The sequence below is a fragment of the Luteimonas sp. Soil_C_16 genome, assembly GCF_057657295.1.
The window spans coordinates 117,624-136,771 of sequence record NZ_JBDGIS010000001.1 but is presented as its reverse complement, the minus strand read 5'-3'; the positions used below and the strand labels follow the sequence as shown (position 1 = coordinate 136,771).

Sequence of the window (19,148 nt, the reverse complement as noted above, 5' to 3'; positions counted from 1 at the left end):
CGTGGTCAGGGCGTCAGGCAACGCGCGAGGAAGGCCTCGCTCGTGCGGTAGCGATGCAGCGCGTCTTTCCCGCGCAGCCCGTGCTTGGCGCCCGGATAGGTCATCAGTTCGAACGGCGTGCCGGCCTGCTGCAGCTGGCTCATCAGCTGCGTGGCATTGGTGAACAGCACGTTGTCGTCGGCCATGCCGTGGATCAGCAGCAGCGCGTTCGGCTTGATGTGGTCGGCGTGGGTGAACACGCTGGCCTCGCGGTAGCCGTCGACGTTGGCCTTGGGCAGGTTCATGTAGCGCTCGGTGTAGTGCGTGTCGTAGAGCGCCCAGTCGGCGACCGGCGCGCCGGCGATGCCGCAGGCGTAGGCGTCGGGCGCCTTGGCCAGCAGCATCAGTGTCATGTAGCCGCCGTTCGACCAGCCGTTGACCGCGATGCGGTCGCCGTCGACCCACGGCTGCGACTTCAGCCACTCGACGCCGCGCAGCTGGTCCTCGACCTCGACCGTGCCCTGGCGCTCGTACAGCGCACCGACGAAGTCGCGGCCGCGACGCGGGGTGCCGCGGTTGTCGAGCGAGAACACCACGTAGCCCTGCTGCGCAAGGTACTGGTGGAAGCTCGCGTCGGCGCGGCCGGGCCAGGTGTCGAGCACGGTCTGCGCGGCCGGGCCGCCGTAGACGAACACGACGACCGAATGCGGCTTGGTTTCGTCGAAATTCGCCGGCTTGATCAGCGAGTAGTGCAGCGGCGTGCGGCCGTCGGCGGCGGTCAGCGTGCCGAACTCGGTCGGACGGTGCGCGGCCAGAAACGGCGCGTAGGGATGATCGGCCGCGGCGAGATCGTTCTCGACCAGCGTCGCGAGCTGCGTGCCGTCGGCGCGGTGCAGTGCGATCTGCGGCGGCGTGATCGTGTTCGACCAGCTGTCGACGTAGACCGACGCATTGCGCGCGAAGCTGGCGCCGTGCATGCCGGGCTCTCGCGACAGCGCGGTGTAGGCGCGCTCGCCGTCGAGACCGACGCTGTAGATCCGTGATTCCGTCGCGCGCGGCAGCGCCTTGCCGTCTTCGAGCGCCATGCCGGCGCGGAAATAGACGAGGCCCGCGGTGGCATCGACCGCCAGCAGTTCGTCGACCGGCCAGTCGCCCTGCGTGAGCTGGGTCATGCGACGGCCGTCTTCGGACGCGAGATACAGATGCTGGAAGCCGTCGCGCTCGGACGACCACACGAAGCGGCCGTCATCGAGGAAGCGCAGGCTGTCGTGAAGCGGTACCCAGGTGCGGCCACGCTCGGTGACCAGCGTGCGTCGCGCACCGGTGGCGAGCGTGGTCTCGATCAGTTCGAGCGTCTGCTGGTCGCGCGACTGGCGCTGGAAGGTCAGGCGCTGCGCATCGCGCCACTGCACGCGAGCGAGATAGATGTCGGTGTTGTTGCCGAGATCGACGTCCGTCACCGTGCCGCCCTGCGGCGCGACGACATGCAGGGTGACGCGCACGTTGTCGTCGCCGGCGGCGGGATAGCGCTGCTCAACGACTTCGGTGCGATCGGGATACACCTCGTAGCGCTTTTGCACCGGCACCGGCGATTCGTCGATGCGCGCATACGCGATGCCGCTGTCGTCGGGCGCCCACCAGTAGCCGGTGTGGCGGTTCATTTCCTCGTCGGCGACAAACTCGGCGACACCGTTGCCGATCACCTCGCTGCCGTCAGTCGTCAACTGGCGCTCGGCGCCGCTGGCCAGATCGATGACCCACAGATTGCGCGCGCGCACGAAGCTGACGAAGCCGCCGCCCGGCGACACCTTCGGATCGGTCGCGAAGCCGCCACCGTCGGTGAGCTTGCGGACCGCCTCGGAACCCGATTTCGACAGGTCGTAGAGATACAGCTCGCCGCCGAGCGGAAACAGCAGGCGCTGCGCATCCGGCGCCCACTGGTAATCGACGATGCCCGACTGGCCGGCGATGCGCTGGCGCTCGCGGCGCGCCTTCTCGGCATCGCTGAGCGTTTCCTCGCCCGGCAGCACGACCTTGGAATCGACCAGCATCCGCGTCTGCCCGCTGGCGATGTCGTATTCCCACAGGTCCAGCTGGTTGCGGTTCTCGTCCTTGCCGCGCAGGAAGGTCACGCGCGAGCCGTCCGGCGCGACCTGCGGCTTCATCAGCGTCGGTCCCGACAGCGGCGCATCGCCGGTGATCGCTTCGAGCGTGAGACCGCCAGTGGCGGGCGGTGTGGTGGCGAGGGCGGTGGACGTGGCGATCATCAGGGCGGCAGCGGCAAGTACGGAGCGCATGGCGGGTCCATGGGAGCGAGGCGCCCAGTGTATCGGGTGGGTCAATCGCGCCCCGGTGACGCTAGTCCGCGCAGGCCTCGCGGCGCGTCTTGCCCTCCGACCATCCCCACAAGCGGTGCGCCTGCGCAATAGGTGTGCTGATCCAGCCGTGGCGGTGCAGACCGCCACGGGTGTCGATGCTTCAGGGCAACGCTGGAAAAGCCGTCATCCCCGCCTTCGCGGGAATGACGAGCAAAAGCAGCCTTGATCAGCGATGCCTCAGCGACGACCCTGCCCGAACAGCAGCTTCTTTTCCTCGTCGCTCATGGTCTTGCCGGCGTCGGGATTCACGTCCTTCGCCCTGGCGTACGCGCGCTCCGTGGCCGGGCGTGCCTTAATGGCGGCGTGCCAGCGCTGGACTTCGGGGTAGGGCGTCATGTCGATCGGCGCCTTGTCGTAGACGCCGATCCACGGATACGTCGCCATGTCGGCGATCGAATACGCGTCGCCGGCGATGAAGTCGCGGCCCTTCAGATGCGTGTCGAGCACCTGCAGCAGGCGGTTGGCCTCGTTGGTGTAGCGCTCGATCGCGTACGGAATCTTCTCCGGCGCATAGACATTGAAGTGGCCGTACTGGCCGGTCATGGGGCCCAGGCCGGCCATCTGCCAGAACAGCCATTCCAGCGTCTCGATGCGCACGCGCGGATCGGTCGACAGGAACTGGCCGGACTTCTCCGCCAGATACAGCAGGATCGCGCCGGATTCGAACACGGTTTGCGGCGCACCGCCGTCGGCGGGCGCGCGGTCGACGATCGCCGGCATCTTGTTGTTCGGCGAGAACGCGAGGTATTCGGGCTTGAACTGGTCGCCCTTGCCGATGTTGACCGGATGGATCGTGTAGTCGAGACCGGCTTCCTCGAGGAACAGCGTGACCTTGTGGCCGTTGGGGGTGGGCCAGTAGTGGAACTCGATCATGGGGACGCTCCGCGGACAGGTGCAACGAGTCTAGGTGCGCGTCCGGAGCGTGGCGTGGATACAGGGCGCACGCTGCGTTGCGGTGGTGGGTCTTGGGGTGCGGACATGACGACGCCGCCTGTCGGGGCGGCGTCGATCCGTTGTTCTGCGGGCGTCGGCCCTCACCGCAGCCCCTCTCCCTGGGGGCGAGGGGCGAGAGGCGATGCGTGCTGCGCTTACTGCGTCTTGCAGTCGAGCCTGTGCGTCGCTTCGGTGCCGATGCGGATGTCGGCCAGGCCCAGCGTCAGGCCGGCCGGCGCGCTGATCGCGAACGGCGTGCTGACGCGGGTCGCGTCGAGGCCGGCGACGGTCAGGCACTTCAGCGGAACGCCGGCGGTGATCCACTCGCCGCGCGGCAGCGTGGCCAGCCACGGGCCGATCGGCAGTTCGGCCTTGCAGCCTGCGCCGCAGTCCGCGTACAGCACGGTGTCACCCGACGCCGGCAGCGCATCGATGCGCAGTGTCGCCAGCAGCAGCGAATCGCCGTTGGTCTCGCGGCTCAGATCGGACGGCGAGTGCGACAGCAGTTCGGCGGTCGCGTTGCCGGTCCAGGTCAGAAGACGCGCGCCTTCCTGGGTCTGGTAATCGACGGCGGCGAGCGTGAGCGTGCCGTCCGGCGTGGCGACACGCGGATGCAGTACGTCGGCGCCGCGACCATCGGCGCCGGTCACGACGAGGCGCAGGCCCGGGCCGGGCACGCCGCGGGCGAAGTAGCCCGCATCCTTGCCGTCCTCGGCACTGACGCCGGCGTCTTCCGGCAGCGCGGCGAGGTTGCCGTCATCGGCGTAGGTCAGACCGTGCCCGAACGCGAACAGCGGGTCATAGCCCTCCATGCCGACGTTGTTGACGTACTGGTTGCCGCGACGCGGCCACGAGAAGCTCAGCTTGCCCTTGAAGTCGTGCTGCGGCTTGCCGTCCGCGCTCTGCAGCAGCACGTCGGCAACGCCTGCACCTTCGGAGCCCGGCAGCCAGGCGGCGACGAAGGCATTGGATGCGTTGATCTCGCGATTCACCCACAGCGGGCGGCCACTGAGGAACACCGACACCACCGGAATGCCCTCGGCGCGCAGGCGCTTGACCAGTTCGAGGTCGGCATCGTCGCCGGGCTTGTACAGCAGGTTCGGCAGGTCGCCGAGGAACTCGGCATACGGGTCCTCGCCGAACACGACGATCGCCACGTCCGGCTTCTGGCGGTACGCGCCGTCGATCGCGAGCTGCGCGGTGCCGCCGGCCGCGGTGACCTGGGTGCGGATCCCGTCCCAGATGGTGTCGGCGTTCGGATAGTCCGCGCGCTTGGTGCCGGTGCCCTGCCAGTTGAGCGTCCAGCCGCCGGACTGCTTGCCCATGTCGTCGGCACCGTCGCCGGCGACGAGCACGCGCTGCTTCGGCGCGAGCGGCAGTACGCCGTCGTTCTTCAGCAGCACCAGCGATTCGCGCACCGCGCGACGCGCGACTTCGCGATGCTCGGGCGCGCCGAGCAGTTCGAACTTGCCGCCCAGCGCACGCTCGGACGGCCTGGGCGCATCGAACAGACCCATGCGGAACTTGACGCGCAGGATGCGGCGCACCGCATCGTCGAGACGCGCCATCGGCAGTTCGCCCGACTGCACGTGCTTGACCGTGCTGTCGTACAGGCCGCGCCAGCTGTCGGGCGCCATTGCCATGTCGAGACCGGCGTTGAACGTCGACGCGCAATCGGTCGTGGTGCAGCCCGGCAGCTGGCCGTGGCCGTTCCAGTCGCCGACGACGAAGCCACCGAAGTTCATGCGGTCCTTGAGCACGTCGGTCAGCAGCGCCTTGTGCCCGTGCATGCGCTGGCCATGCACGCTGTTGAACGAGGCCATGACCGCCTGCGCACCCGCGGCGATCGCCGGCGGATAGCCCGCACCGTGGATGTCGCGCAACTGCGCTTCGGTCACCGCGGTTTCGCCCTGGTCCTTGCCGCCCGTAGTGCCGCCGTCGCCGAGGTAGTGCTTCACCGACACCATGACGTGGTGATCGTTGAGGAACTCCGGCGAGCCGGCCTTGCCCTGCATGCCCTCGACGACGGCCGGCGCGAACGCGGCGACGATGTCGGGCGATTCGGAATAGCCCTCGTAGGTGCGGCCCCAGCGGTCGTCCTGCGGCACTGCAACGGTCGGCGCGAACGCCCACTCCATGCCGGTGGTGCGGGTTTCGATCGCGGTGACGCGACCGATCTCGCGCATCAGTTCGGCATTGCGCGTCGCGCCCAGGCCGATGTTGTGCGGAAACAGCGTCGCGCCGACGATGTTGCTCTGGCCGTGCACGGCGTCGATGCCGAAGATCACCGGAATCGCCTTGCCGCCGCCCGACGTGTCCATCGAGGCTTCCCAGAACGCGTCGGCCAGTTTCAGCCACTCGGCCGGCGCGGCGTCGTAGCGGCCGCCCGGATCGGAGTTGCCGCCGGCGAGGATCGAGCCGAGCCGGTACTTGCGCAGGTCTTCGGGCGTGATGTCGGCGATGTCGCCCTGCACGATCTGGCCGACCTTTTCCTCGACGGTCATCGTCGCCATCAGGTCGGTGATCTTCTGCTCGAGCGCGGGATCCTCGGCCAGCGGCCATGTGGTCTCGGGCCAGTTGGCCGGATCGATCGCGCCGGCATCGGCGGTATTCGCCGGGGCAGATGCGGGCGCGGCCACGGGGGCAGGCGCGTCGTCGCGCGCGCAGGCGCCGAGGACGAGCGCGGCGAGCATCGCCGGCAGCAGGGCGCGACGGAACGAGCGGTATGCGGGGCGATGCGACTGGATCATCGAAGGGCTCCGGATCAGGAGGGTGCGACCGGAGCCGCGGTGGGGACGGGCGCCATGCTGCACGGCAGCGATGACAGCGTTGTCAGGCGGGCGCCAGCATACCGGCGCACGCCCGCCGAAGCTTGCTGCAGGGCGTCATCGACGCGTACGGCACCGCACGTGCTGCACTGTGGGCTCTGGCAGAATGCGCCACCGGGAAGACGATGGCCGGATTGAACAGCATGCGTGTGCGGATCGAGGATGTCGCGGAAGCGGCGGGCGTGTCGATGAAGACGGTGTCGCGCGTGCTCAACAACGAGCCGAACGTCTCCGAGCGCACGCGCGTGGCCGTGGAGGCCGCGGTCGAGAAGCTGCAGTACCGGCCGCTGGCTTCGGCGCGGCTGCTCGCCGGGCGCCGCTCGTATCTCGTCGCGATGCTCTACGACAATCCGTCGAGCAACTACCTCATGGAAGTCGAGCTCGGCGTGCTCGATGCCTGCCAGTCGCAGCACTACAACCTGATGCTTGCGCCGGTGGATTACACCGCCAAGGACATCGTCGCCAAGGTCGAGTCGATGATCGTGCAGTCGCAGCTCGACGGCGTGGTGCTGACGCCGCCGATCACCGACGACGCCAGGCTGCTCGCACGGCTCGACGAGATGGGCATCCCGTTCGCCAGCGTGTCGGCGCAGGAACAGAACCGGCGCATCGGCGCCGTCGTCGACGAACGCAGCGCGGCGCGCGATGTCGTGCTGCATCTCGCCGGTCTCGGCCATCGCCGCATCGCCCACATCAAGGGCCACCCCGCGCACGGCGCCAGCCGCTGGCGTCTGGCGGGTTATCGCGACGGTCTCAAGCAGGCGGGCCTCGCCTACGACGCCGCGCTGGTCGTCGCCGGCAAGTTCTTCTACGAATCCGGTTTCGACGCGACCAACACCCTGCTCGATCTGCCGGATCCGCCGACCGCGGTCTTCGCCGCCAACGACGACATGGCGGCGGGCGCGATCTGCGCGATCTGCGAGCGCGGCCTGTCGGTGCCGAAGGACGTGTCGGTCTGCGGGTTCGACGACATGCCGATCGCGCGCCATATCTATCCCTCGCTGACCACCGTGCGTCAGCCCAGCCGCGAGATGGGTCGACTGGCCGGTCTCGAACTGCTCAAGGCGATCCGCGACAGCAGCGCCGGCGAAACGCTGGAACTGCCGTACGCGCTGCAGGTGCGCAAGTCGACCGGACCCGTGCGCGCCTGACCCGATCCCGCCGTTTCAGACGGGCGGCGCACCACCGGGCGCGTAACTGCGCATGTAATCCATGTGCGTCGGCAGCTGGCGCACCGTGCGCTCGACGTCGGTGCTGATCTGGCCGAGGAAATGCGACAGCTCGGCGTCGCCCATCAGATCCGCAGACGGGTGGAAATGCTTCGGGTAGATGCCCTGACCCATCATCACCTGGATCCACGAGTTCTCCGCGAACAGCTCGGTCGGCACGTGGAAGACGCGGCCGGTTTCGCGGAACAGATCGATGCGGTGCTTCAGCGTCGCGGGGATCGTCATCTCGCGGTAGTCGATCCAGTACGGCGTGTCGGTGCGGTTGTTGAGATGGAAATGCAGGATCACGAAGTCGCGCGTGTGCTGGATTTCTTCCGAAAGGCGCGCGTTGTACTGGTCGATGTCCGGCTGCGAGACCACGCGCGGGAAGGTCTGCATCAGATGGATGATGCCGCGCTGGATCAGGTGGATCGTGGTCGATTCCAGCGGCTCGATGAAGCTGCCCGCCAGCCCCAGTGCCACACAGTTCTTGTGCCAGCACTGCTCGCGCTGGCCGGGACGGAAGCGCACCGGCCACGGATCCTTGATGACTTCGCCTTCGATGCTCGACAGGAAGCGTGCCTTCGCCTCGTCGTCGCCCATGTAGCGGCTCGAATAGACGATGCCGTTGCCCACGCGGTGCTGCAGCGGAATCCGCCACTGCCAGCCGGCCGTGTCGGCGATCGCGCGCGTATAGGGCACCGCGTCGCGAACCGCCGTGGTCTGCGTCGCAAGAGCACTGTCGTTGAACAGCCAGTGCGACCAGTCGGTGAACCCGACGCCGAGCGCTTTTTCGATCAGCAGGGCACGGAAGCCCGTGCAGTCGATGAAGAAGTCGCCCTCGATCTCGTCGCCGTTCGCGAGCACCAGCGAAGTGATGAACCCCGACGCGTCGTCGGTCTTCACTTCGGTGATCTTGCCTTCGACACGCTTCGCGCCGTTGCTTTCGCTGAAGGTCCGCAGGAAGCGCGCGTAGAGGCTCGCGTCCATGTGGTAGGCGTAGTTGAGGCGGCGCTTGGGCAGATGCGCGAAACGGCCCTGTTCGGCGGCCTTGAGCTCGACGCAGTAGTCGCCGTAATCACCGGCGAGGCCGCGCTCGCGGCCCTTCATCCAGAAATGCTGGAAGCCCGCCGTCCAGTGGTCGGTGCCGGTCAGGCCGAAGGAATGGATGTAGTCGACGCCCTGGTCCAGCCAGTTCTCGAAGCTGATGCCCAGCTTGATTGTGCCCTGGGTGGCGGCCATGAAATCCTGCTCCTTGATGTCGAGCAGGCGGTGGAAGGTCATCAGCGTCGGAATCGTGGCCTCGCCGACGCCGACGGTGCCGATCTCCTCCGATTCGATCAGGGTGATGTCGAGCACCTTGCCGAGCGTGCGCGAAATCGCAGCGGCGGCCATCCAGCCGGCGGTGCCGCCGCCGGCGATGACCACGCGCTTGACCGGACGCCCGGCGATGTCGGAATGGGTGTGCATGACGAGTGCGATCCTCAGCGGTTCAGGCGTTTGAGCAGACGCGCGCGGATTTCGCGCGCGCGTGTTTCGTCGAGCGGTGCCAGGCTGCGACGGGCGGGCGCGGGCACGTGGCCGGCGACGGTGTCCTCGTCGTAGTCGAAGACGTAATGACGGAAGACGTCGCCCCAGATCGCGCGCTCGGCGGTCGGCAGATCACGGATGCTCATGATCGCGAGCATCAGCGTGTCCATCGGCGTATTCGCCCACGCCGGCGCCTGCCGCCACCAGTAGTTCACCAGCACGTTGAACGGCGTCTGCGCTTCCATGTGGTGCCACCACATGCTCGGAATGAACAGCGCGTCACCCGGCGCGAGATCGGCGCACTGCGCCTGCGCCTGGGCCTGCGCGAAGCGCGGAAAGCGGGCGTGGTCCACGTCGGCGAAATCGACCAGGCTCACCGCCTGGCCGGCCGGGGTGAAGTCGAGCGGTCCGATGTAGAGATTCTCGAGCTGCTGCGGCGGAAACAGCGTCGCGCGCCGCGTGCCGGCGACCACGCAGGCGAGATTGTCGGGCAGGTCCTGATGCGCGGCGATGCGCGTGCGGTTGCCGATCCAGATGCTGGCCAGCGCATCGCGCCCGCCCAGCGGCAGGTCGTTCTCGGCGCGGAAGCCCGGCAGCCAGGTGTCGATGGTCGTCGAGCCGACGTAGATCGCCGGCGCCGCCGGATCGACCGCGTACTTGAGCAGTGTCTTGAGCGCGACGCAGAGCGGTACGTTCTCGCGGCGGAAGTTGAAGCCCTGCAAAGTGTCGTCGTAGAAGAAGCGGCCGTCGATCTCCGGCGGCCCGACGGTCGCGACCACGGGCGGCCCGTCGACGCGTTCGAAGCGGTGCAGGTACTGCGCCACCGCATCGGGCGATTGCTGCGCCGCCTGCACGACCGGCCAGTCGGCCAGCAGGCCGCGCAGCACCAGCGGTGTTTCCGAACGCAGCACGGCCTCGGGAATCGCGCGGGGATCGACCCCGGCGATCTCCGGAATGCGCTTATCGACCTGCAGCGCCGGCACGGTTCACCCGGTCGATCAGGTCGCGAAAGCGGGCGACCGAGGCCAGCATCATGTAGATCGGCTCCAGATGGCCGGCGCGGCCCAGCGATGCGAACGCATCGCCGTCGAGCTGGCGCAGCCGGTCCTCGTCGATCGCGTAATAGCCCGACAGCCGGTTGTCCGAGCCGTCGTCGAGTCGGATGTCGAGCACGAAGGGTTCGAGCAGCTGGTGCTGCAGCAGCGCGGCGACGAACGGCGCATTGGTCTGCAGGCCCTGGTGGATGGTGTTGAGCATCGAGCTCGCGCGTTCGAGATAGTCGCTGGTGCCGCCGTGCGGCAGGAACAGCGCTTCGCCGCGCGCGCTGCCGACGCGCGGATGGTCGAGATCGATGTGCACCAGCATCTCGTCGGCGGACCGGCCGATCAGGAACGGCTGGCGCTCGATGGTCAGCGGGATGTAGGTCGCGTCCCAGCGCTCGCCGTCGAGGAACAGGTTCTGTCCATCGGTGAAGCCGAACAGCGCCAGCGGCTGGAACTCGCCGTCGGCGGACTTGCCGAACACGATCGGATAGTTCGCCTGCACGTTGCGGAACTCGGCGGGAAACGTGATCGCCCACATCACGGCGTCGCCGAGCGCGGCGCCATGGCCGGTGTCGACGCGCAGATCCTTGTGGTCGACGTTGTTGAGTTGCACGGTCCTGGACATCACGCTCGCCTAGACAGGGGACAGGCCCCGGGTGTGGATGTGGTCGATCAGTTCGCGGTGGCTGGGCAGCGCCGGAATCATTTTGCGCGCGAGATCGGACGCTTCGCGGAACGCCGCTTCGGCGCGTCCCGCATCGGCGGCGCGACGTGTGGTGGCGCGCAAGTCCGGCCGGAATCCCATGCCGTAGAGAATGTACTGCCAGCTCGCCGAGGGGAACACCTCGTCCACGCGCGGCAGGTCGTAGCGCGACGGCGCCTGGTGGCGCCACAGCGCCAGCAGTTCGGTCAGACGCGCCGGCATGCGCGCAGCATCGCGATGATCGCGCCAGTACGCGCTGTCGTCGCGGTGCGACAGCACGTAGTGCAGCTTCAGGAATTCGACGACGCGCTCCCAGCGGTAGGCGAACGTGTCGTTGAAGCGCGCCGCGACGGTGTCCATCGTCTCGCGCGTGGCCGGCAGCTGATCGCTGAGCATCGTCGCGGCCAGTTCGACCAGCACCAGCGAGGACGCCTCCAGCGGTTCGACGAAGCCGCTCGACAGGCCGATCGCCACGCAGTTGCGGTGCCAGCTGCGGCGCCGGTAGCCGGGCTCGAACGACAGCGACTGGCGCGCGATGACCTCGCAGTCCGCGCCGCCGGTGTCGGCGATGTAGCGCTGCAGCGTGGCCTCGACGGCGTCGGCATCCGTGTGCGCGCTGGAATACACGTGGCCGACGCCGCGTCGCGCCGACAGGCCGATGTCCCAGATCCAGCCGTTGGCCTGCGCGGTGGAGATGGTCTGGCAGGCGATCGGGGTGTCGGCATCCGGATAACGCACCTGCAGCGCCAGTGCGCGGTCGTTGAACAGCACGTCGCCGCAGGCGGTCTTCTCGACGCCGTAGTGCTGGCCGATCAGCAGCCCACGCAGGCCGGTGCAGTCGACGAACAGATCGCCGTCGATCGCGCCGTGCGCGCGGGTACGCAGCGCGGCGATGTCGCCGCTGTCGTGCACGTCCACGCCTTCGACATGATCCGACACCAGCCGCACGCCCAGGCGCTGCGTGCAGTGCGCGCGCAGGAACAGGCCGAGCTTCGCCGCATCCAGGTGGTAGGCGTAGTTGGCGACCGCGGCGTATTCCGGCGTGCCGAACTGTTTGGGCGCGCGGCCGGCATCGCAGAGCTGCGGCTGGAAACTCACCAGCCGGTCGAAGGGCACATCGCCATGCCGCATCCAGCCGGCGACGAGATCCGCATCGTGGTAGCCCTGTGGCAGCACGAAGGGATGGTGGTAGTGATCGTCGGCGCGATCGTGGGTCCAGCGTGCGAACTTCGAGCCCTGCTTGAAGGTCGCATCGCAGGCGCGCACGAAGTCGGTCTCCGACACGCCCACGCGGCGCAGCGTGTCGCGCATCGTCGGCCAGGTGCCTTCGCCGACGCCGATGGTCGGCACGTCCGGCGATTCGATCAGGGTCACGCGCAGGCCGGTGGGCGATGCGCTGTCGTGATCGGCGGCCAGCAAGGCCGCGGTCAGCCAGCCGGCGGAACCGCCGCCGAGGATGACGACGTGACGCAGCGGGCGGCTCAACGGGGCATGTCCGTACAGGCAGCCCGCGGATCGCGACGGGCGCCGTGGAAAAACAGCGCCGCGGCACGAAGCCGCGGCGCATGGGCGCTCACCGGAATCAGAACGTGTACCTGACGCCGAACATGTAGCGCGGACCGGTCTGGGTGCCGTACAGCAGCTGGCGTGCGTTGCGTCCGTGCGTGCGCTGGGTCTCGTCGGTCACGTTGATCGCCTCGGCCTGCAGGGTGAGGTTGTCGGTGACCTTGTAGCCCACGCTGACGTCGAGCTGGCCGTATTCCTCGACGTACACCGGGTTGGGACGTTCGCTGTCGAAGCCGCTGGACAGGAACTTGTCGCGCCAGTTGTAGGCCGCACGCGCCTGCCACGACCCCTTGTCGTAGAACGCCACCAGGTTGGCCGAATCGCTCAGGCCCACCAGCGCGAACTGGCCGCCGAGGTTGTAGTTGTCGTAGTTCAGATCAGGACTGTCGACGTAGGTGTAGTTCGCCGCCAGACCGAAGCCGCTGTTGCCGAACACGTGCTGCAGATTGAGTTCGACACCGTCGAGCTTCGACGAGCCGGTGTTGGCCGGCGTGGTGATGCGGAAGTTCGCGATCGGATCGCCCGGCTGGCCGGTGATCGTGCCCGTCGCATTGCCGCCCGCGTCGTTCGGCCCACGGACCACGCCCGGCTGGCCGTTGAAGTTGGTGAAGATGTAGTTGCGGATACAGGTCAGATCGGTCGTCGGACACGCGTTGGCGACCGCGGCATTCCAGTACGCGCCACCGATCGGCGTCGTCAGGTCGAACGGCGTCGCCTGGATGATCGTCGTGCCGATGTAGTTGTCGATATTCTTCTGGAAGTAGCCGAACGACAGGTAGCTCGCCTCGGCGTAGTACCACTCCAGCGACAGGTCGAAGTTGTCGGCCTTGAGCGGCTCCAGCCCCGGGTTGCCCTGCTGGCCGGTGCCGCCGTCGATGCGCACCGGTTCGTTGAGCGTCTGTCCGCCCTGGATGTCGCCCCAGCCCGGTCGACCGATCGTGCGGCTGTAGCTGCTGCGCAGGATCAGGCTGTCGGTCAGCTCGGCGCTGAGGTCGATGCTGGGCAGCCAGTGCGCGTAATCGCCGTAGAGCGTGGTGAAGTCGGAGCCGTCACGCTGGATGCCGATCTCGTTGTTGGATTCCCACAGCAGCGCGGTGGCGACCGGCACGAGCGCCGACGAGGTGACGTCGGTCTTCTCGTAGCGCACGCCGGCGGCGGCGTTCAACTGGATGCCGATGTCCCAGGTCGAACTCACCTGGATGTAGGCGCTCTTCGACTTCTCGGTGACGCGGCGATCGGTGTTGTAGGTCGCAGGCGCGAGATACAGCGCTTCGTCGCCGGCGAACTGCGCCGCGAGATCGCGCACGGTCTTGAAGTCGAACATGAAGAAGCCGTCGGTGAACGCCGGATTGCCGCTGCCCGGAAACGCGTCGAAGTAGTCGCCCATGTTGCCGGGGATCCAGATGTTGTCCGGATAGTCCTCGGCGCTGCCTTCCGCGCCGCCCCAGGTGTTGTCGCGCTGCACGTTGCCGTAGGCGGTGCGGTTGTTGGCTTCCGTTGCCGCCACGCCGAAGTCGAGGCGCGAGTAGTCGCCGAACTTGAAGTGGCCGCGGGCCTGGACCTGTTCGATCTCCGACTTCATGTAGCTGCGGTGGAACACCGAGCCGGTGACCAGCATGTCGGACGCGCGTGGGCCGGTGTAACCCGGCGGGTACTGCACGGTCAGGATCGGGAAGTCGCCGCTGAAATCGGCGGTGGTGTTGCCGCGGATGAAGGCCGCCGTACCGAGCGTGCCGCCGGAACCGTAGGGGCTGTCCGGGCTCGTCTCCGCGGTCGACTTGTGCACGTCGAGCTCGAAGCCGAGATTGTCGGTCGCTTCCCACTCGACGTTGAAGCCGAGCGACTTGTTCTCGTTCCGGTTGGCGATGTCCGCGCCGCCCATCGCCAGATCGGCGCCGCGGCAGACGCCCGAATCAGGCGCGCAGGTGAAGGGCAGAATTTCGGTGTAGAGCAGCGGCGCGGCGACCGGGCCATCGGTCCACGACGACGACGACGGGCCGTAGTTGAACCACACCGACATGTCGTTGCGCTGCTGCTGGATCTTGTTCTCGGAGTACGTGTAATCGAGCGTCGTGGTGATGCTGTCGGTCGGCGCCCACTGCAGGACGACCTGGCCGTTGGTGCGCTGACGCTGCACGCCGGTGACCGAATAGTTGAGGTTCTGCGGCACCGAATAGACATCGTCCGGGCCGGGCCGGTTGACGATGTTCTCCGAACCCGGCGCGCCGGGCTGCGGGATCGTGCCCCAGTTTTCCTCGTCGCCGCGGAAGCCGCGCCAGCCGCCCGGCACCGAGACCTGGTTGTAGCCCAGATCGCGTTCCTGGTAGCTGCCGGTCACCGCGATGCCGAAGCGGCCATCGGCGCTGGTGGTGCTGAAGATGCCCGAGACTTCCGGCGTGACCGAGCTGCCCTTGAACTGGTCGGGCAGGTTGTCGAGCGAGGTGTCGTGCACGCCCTTGATGCCGACATTGGCCCGGAAACCCGGGTTGTCGAGCGGACGCGCGGTCTTGATGTTGATCGTCGCGCCGATGCCGCCGGTCGGGGTCTCCGCGCGGCCGCTCTTGTAGACCTCGACCGCGGAAATGGCTTCGGAGGCGATGTTGGCGAAGTCGTACGCGCGCGAGTTGGACACGGTGCTTCCGTCGCCGTTGCTCGACGCCGGCATCTGGCGGCCGTTGAGCAGCACCAGATTGAAGTCCGGACCCACGCCGCGCACCGTCACGCGCGAACCTTCACCAATCGCACTGCGGTCGATCGACACGCCGGAGATGCGCTGCAGCGATTCGGCGAGGTTGGTGTCGGGGAACTTGCCGATGTCCTCGGCGATGATGCCGTCGACGATGCCGCGGGCATCGCGCTTGAGGTTCATCGACGATTCGAGACTGCCGCGGATACCGGTCACGGTGACCGCATCGAGCGTGGTGGCGTCGGGACCGTCGGTAGCCGGCTCGGCGACCTGCGCCGCCAGCGGTGGCGCGAGCGCGAACAACAACGCAGACGTGAGAAGCCGCTTCTTCGGCGCGGCGTGCAATCGCTTCATGGATCTCCCCTCCCAAGGATTCGCATGCAGTTCGGTTGTGTACCCGCGCGTCCGGGGGAATGCGGGCGGTGTATTTCAGCGCGGATTGGATGTCAGGTTGACAGCGTTGTCAACGGGCATGGGTCGATGGGTCGAAAACGCATTCGTAACGGGTCGAAACAGGGAATTCGTGCTGCGACGCAGCAGCCGACTGCGACATCAGCGCTGCGCCGCGACGGGCTGGAGCGGATGCGCTTCCGTGGTCAGAACTGTCGTCGCCGGATCGAGCGTCGCCGGGTCGGCGTAAAGCAGATAGAAGTACTTGAAGGTCTCGGCCAGCACGAAGCTCTCCATGTCGTCCTTCTTCTCCTTGGTCACCACGTTCGCCAGTGCGGCGAAGCCGCTGTCGGTGCGCGTATGGCGGACGAAGTCGTCGAACATCGCGCGGCCCATGTCGCGCCAGGCGTCGTCGCCGGTCAGGCGATACAGGTACCAGGCGGATTCGACGATCTCCGGCCGCAGCGGGTAGCCGGGCGAGACGACCTTTCGGGTGCGGTAATCCCAGACTTCCGGTTCGATGCCGTGTGCCTGCCACATCGAGAACGCCGAGCGCTGCAGGCGGGCGGCGCGGTCGAGATCACCGGAGACCGCGAGCAGACCCGGGAAGAACGCATCCAGCGCGCCGAAGCGGGGCGCGATGCGCGCACCGCTCGCCATGTCGATGTGGCCGTACCACAGCGCGCCGTCGACCTCGTCGGCCACATGCGTGTTGAGCGCGGCGATGTGGGTGTCCCACATGGTCTTGCAGCGCGGTTCGGCGAACAGCTGCCAGCACTTCCACAGGTATTCGTAATAGGAGTCGATGCGCGCGCCGACGTGGGTGCGGGTCTGCGTCCACTGGCCGGTCTCGACATCGAAGCGTTCGCCGACCAGGCCGATCGGCGAGCGCATTGCGTACGTCGCTTCGAGCGCGCGCCAGGCCTTGTCCCAGTACACCTGCTTGCCGGTCAGCCGCGCGAGCGTGCCGTATTCGAGCAACAGCGTGCCGGACTCGGCCGGGTTGCTTTCGGTGCCGCCGGTCGCGCCGGTGCGCAGGTTGACGGTGACGTACGGCAGGCCGGTCGGCGAATCGAACGCCGGCAGCAGCCGCGTGCCCAGATCGTCGGCCAGCGCGAGCAGGCGCGCGTCGCCGGTCATCTGGTAACCGGACAGCAGGCCACCGAGCAGGCGGATCACGATCTCGAAATGCTTGACGTCGAGATCCTTGTCGAACGAGAGCTGCGTCGCGATCAGCTCGCGCGCGGCGTCGGCCTCTTCGGTCAGGCCCATGACCAGCAGCGTGTCGAGCGCGTCGACCGGCGTCATCAGCAGCGATTCGCCGTACCAGTCGCTGCCGGTGCTCGACAGCGGCTTGAGGGCATCGCGCCCCCAGGCGTACTGGCGGTAGCCACGCCAGCCGTGCAGGAACTCGGCCTTGACGCGCGCGGCCATCACCGCGTCCGCGCCGTTGGCATCGAGGCGGCGTTGCGCGTCCGGTGCGACGTGCACGACGCTGTGGTTGGTGGCGGTGCGCGCAGCCGGCGCCATCGATGCGCAGCCGGCGAGCAGCGCGGCGCAGGCGGCGAATGCGATGGCGGGGGCGCGCCGGCGGAACCGGTATCGCGGAAGTCTCATGCGTCGATGCTCCGGGTGTGTGCGCCGCGCATCACCGCGAGCACGTCGTGGCAGGCGCCCATCGTGTGGTAGTCGGTCTTGCCCGCGGGGCTCTTGAGGTCGTCGTACTTGCGGTTGCGGCGGTCGAGGATGCGGAACCACGCGCCGTGGGTGTGGTCGACGAAGTGCCGCCACGCGTAGTCCCACAGACGCAGGTAGTCGTCGCGGTACCGCGCGTCGCCGGTCGCGTCGAACAGCCGCCAGGCCGCGGCGATCGCTTCGGCCTGCACCCAGAAATACTTGTCGTCGTCGCACCAGAACATCGGCACCTGTGCGAGGTCCGGCGGCGCCGCGCCGCGCGCGGGCGACGCCTCGCGCAGCGATACCGGCGCGAAGCCGTAGACGATGCCGCCGTGCTCGGCGTCCCAGCCGTGCGCGAGCGCGGTGTCGTAGAGATGGCGCGCGGTCGGCAGCAACCACGCCGGCGCGGCATCGCCCAGATGCGCGCGCAGCGACAGCAGCAGCTTCGCCCATTCGATCTGGTGGCCGGGCTGGAAGCCCCAGGGCCGGAACAGGTGCCTGGGATCGTCCCGGTGGTAGTCCCAGTCGACCGACCAGTCCGCGTGCCAGTGCTCCCAGACCAGGCCGCCCGACAGCGCCGCCTGGCGGCGCGTCATGTGATCGGCAAGCTGCAGCGCGCGTTGCAGATAGCGCGCGTCGCCGCCGGCCTCGTGTGCAGCGATCAGCGCTTCGCACAGATGCATGTTCGCGTTCTGGCCGCGATAGCCGCTGTAGCGCCACTGCGCATCGGCCTCGTCCCGATACAGGCCCGCATCCGCATCCCAGGCGTGGCGCTCGAGCAGATCCCAGGTCTCGTCCATCCACGCCTGCGTCGGCAGCCCGGCCTTGCGCGCGCTGGCGCAGGCGAGCAGCACGAAGGCCATGCCGTAGCTGTGGCGGTTATCGTCCTCGATCGCACCGTCCTGCAATGTCCAGACGTAGCCGCCGCGCTCGGTATCGCGATGCGCCTCGCGCAGGAAGCGCAGCCCGTGCATCGCGGCGGCGCGCCAGTCGTCGGCATGACGCGAATCGGCGAACTCGACCGCGGCCATCGCGTAGTCGTAGACGAAGCGCGTGCTGCTGACGAGGTGGCGATGGCCGCGGTCGTAGACGCTGCCGTCGTCGCGGAAATAGTGGAAGAAGCCGCCGTCGGGATCGATCGCACGCGGGTGGTAGAACGCCATCGTGTCGGCGATGTGCGCGCGCAACGTGGCCTGCGCGGTGAAATCGGGCAGCGGCGAAGCGGGCAGGCTCATCGTGCGGTCTCCAGCAGGGCGCGCACGGCAGCCGCGTCGGGCATCGCGTCGAACGCGCCGTGACGTGTGGTCGCGAGTGCACCGGCGGCCGCCGCATGGCGCAGCAGATCCTCGCGCACCGCGTCGTCCTCGAACGCGGCTGCGAGTCCGTCGGCATCGATGCCGCGTGCGACCAGGCGCTGCAGCAGGCCGGCGACGCAGGCATCGCCGGCAGCGGTGGTGTCGATCGCATCGACCGTGAACGTGCCGGCAGTACCGGCACGCGTGCGCGTCCACCAGCGCATCTGGGCGGCGCCGTCGGTGACCAGCACCACCGCGGCATCACCGGCAAACAGCCGCGCGATCGTGCCGGCGAGATCGCCGTTGCCGGTCAGGAATGCGAACTCCTCGGCGCTGAGCTTGATCAGCCGCGCCGCCGCAAGCGCCTGCCACAGGGTCGGCGCGGGATCGACGTCGCGCGGCCACAGCGCGGGCCGCAGATTGAGATCCAGACTCACCAGTGCGCCGGCGTGCGCGGCGCGCGCCATCGCCTGCAGCGTGGTGGCCGCGATCGCGGGCGCGGTCATGCTGTTCGAGCACACGTGCAGCACGGCGACGTCGTCGAAGGCGTGTTCGACGAAATCGCCGTCCTGGAACAGCAGATCCGCAGCCGGCGGCCGGTAGAAACTGAAGCTGCGTTCGCCGTCCGCGGCCAGGGCGACGAAGGCCAGTGCCGTCGGCGCCTCGCCGGTACGTCGTACCTGCGAGACATCGACGCCGCGCGTGGCGAGCGCGGCATGCAGCGCGTCGCCGAACATGTCCTGGGCGAGCATGCCGATGAAACGCGCACGACCGCCGAGCGCCGCCACGCCGACGGCGACGTTGGCCGGCGCGCCGCCGGGCTGTTCGATGAAGCGGCGCGTGCCGTCGCCGCCGTGCTCGGCGCGGAAATCGATCAGCGCCTCGCCGAAGCAGGCGACGATGTCGCGCGTGGCTGCAATCGTTGCCTGCAC

General features: G+C 68.2%; 12 protein-coding genes. 1 reads left to right on the top strand and 11 read right to left on the bottom strand.

Annotation, left to right across the window (positions count from 1 at the left end):
- Positions 1–5: 5 nt before the first annotated feature.
- The 3 genes from AC3A5T_RS00625 to AC3A5T_RS00615 all read right to left on the bottom strand — a co-directional run bounded on the left by AC3A5T_RS00625 (position 6) and on the right by AC3A5T_RS00615 (position 6,040).
- On the bottom strand, positions 6–2,276 hold the full coding sequence (locus tag AC3A5T_RS00625; protein WP_487626887.1) for a S9 family peptidase: 2,271 nt from the start codon (positions 2,274–2,276) through the stop codon (positions 6–8).
- A gap of 258 nt (positions 2,277–2,534) precedes the next feature.
- Positions 2,535–3,230, bottom strand: coding sequence for a glutathione binding-like protein (locus AC3A5T_RS00620; RefSeq protein WP_487626886.1), 696 nt, complete (start codon positions 3,228–3,230; stop codon positions 2,535–2,537).
- A gap of 215 nt (positions 3,231–3,445) precedes the next feature.
- Positions 3,446–6,040, bottom strand: a complete 2,595-nt coding sequence (locus AC3A5T_RS00615) for a glycoside hydrolase family 3 protein (protein ID WP_487626885.1) — start codon at positions 6,038–6,040, stop codon at positions 3,446–3,448.
- A gap of 221 nt (positions 6,041–6,261) precedes the next feature.
- Between AC3A5T_RS00615 and AC3A5T_RS00610 the strand changes: the two genes are divergently transcribed.
- Entirely contained in the window at positions 6,262–7,269 is a 1,008-nt protein-coding gene (locus AC3A5T_RS00610) for a LacI family DNA-binding transcriptional regulator (protein ID WP_487626884.1), read from the top strand.
- Positions 7,270–7,284: 15 nt separating this feature from the next.
- On the opposite strand, the gene AC3A5T_RS00605 is transcribed toward AC3A5T_RS00610, so the two are convergent.
- The 8 genes from AC3A5T_RS00605 to AC3A5T_RS00570 all read right to left on the bottom strand — a co-directional run bounded on the left by AC3A5T_RS00605 (position 7,285) and on the right by AC3A5T_RS00570 (position 19,136).
- Complete coding sequence (locus AC3A5T_RS00605) at positions 7,285–8,796, bottom strand: tryptophan halogenase family protein (protein WP_487626883.1); 1,512 nt, start codon at positions 8,794–8,796, stop codon at positions 7,285–7,287.
- Positions 8,797–8,810: 14 nt separating this feature from the next.
- Complete coding sequence (locus AC3A5T_RS00600) at positions 8,811–9,830, bottom strand: cupin-like domain-containing protein (protein ID WP_487627424.1); 1,020 nt, start codon at positions 9,828–9,830, stop codon at positions 8,811–8,813.
- Complete coding sequence (locus AC3A5T_RS00595) at positions 9,817–10,524, bottom strand: SapC family protein (RefSeq protein ID WP_487626882.1); 708 nt, start codon at positions 10,522–10,524, stop codon at positions 9,817–9,819. The genes AC3A5T_RS00600 and AC3A5T_RS00595 overlap by 14 nt, the downstream gene beginning before the upstream one ends.
- Positions 10,525–10,533: 9 nt before the next feature.
- Positions 10,534–12,087 (bottom strand): tryptophan halogenase family protein, encoded by a 1,554-nt coding sequence (locus AC3A5T_RS00590; protein ID WP_487626881.1) that lies wholly within the window; start codon positions 12,085–12,087, stop codon positions 10,534–10,536.
- Between the two features lie 97 nt (positions 12,088–12,184).
- On the bottom strand, positions 12,185–15,208 hold the full coding sequence (locus AC3A5T_RS00585; protein ID WP_487626880.1) for a TonB-dependent receptor: 3,024 nt from the start codon (positions 15,206–15,208) through the stop codon (positions 12,185–12,187).
- A 198-nt stretch (positions 15,209–15,406) separates the two neighbouring features.
- On the bottom strand, positions 15,407–16,861 hold the full coding sequence (locus AC3A5T_RS00580) for a glycoside hydrolase family 47 protein (protein WP_487626879.1): 1,455 nt from the start codon (positions 16,859–16,861) through the stop codon (positions 15,407–15,409).
- Positions 16,858–18,156: an AGE family epimerase/isomerase gene (locus tag AC3A5T_RS00575; protein ID WP_487626878.1), complete on the bottom strand. Its 1,299-nt coding sequence runs from the start codon at positions 18,154–18,156 to the stop codon at positions 16,858–16,860. Before AC3A5T_RS00575 ends, AC3A5T_RS00580 begins: the two co-directional genes overlap by 4 nt.
- Positions 18,153–19,136, bottom strand: coding sequence for a carbohydrate kinase family protein (locus AC3A5T_RS00570; protein ID WP_487627423.1), 984 nt, complete (start codon positions 19,134–19,136; stop codon positions 18,153–18,155). Before AC3A5T_RS00570 ends, AC3A5T_RS00575 begins: the two co-directional genes overlap by 4 nt.
- Positions 19,137–19,148 lie beyond the last annotated feature (12 nt).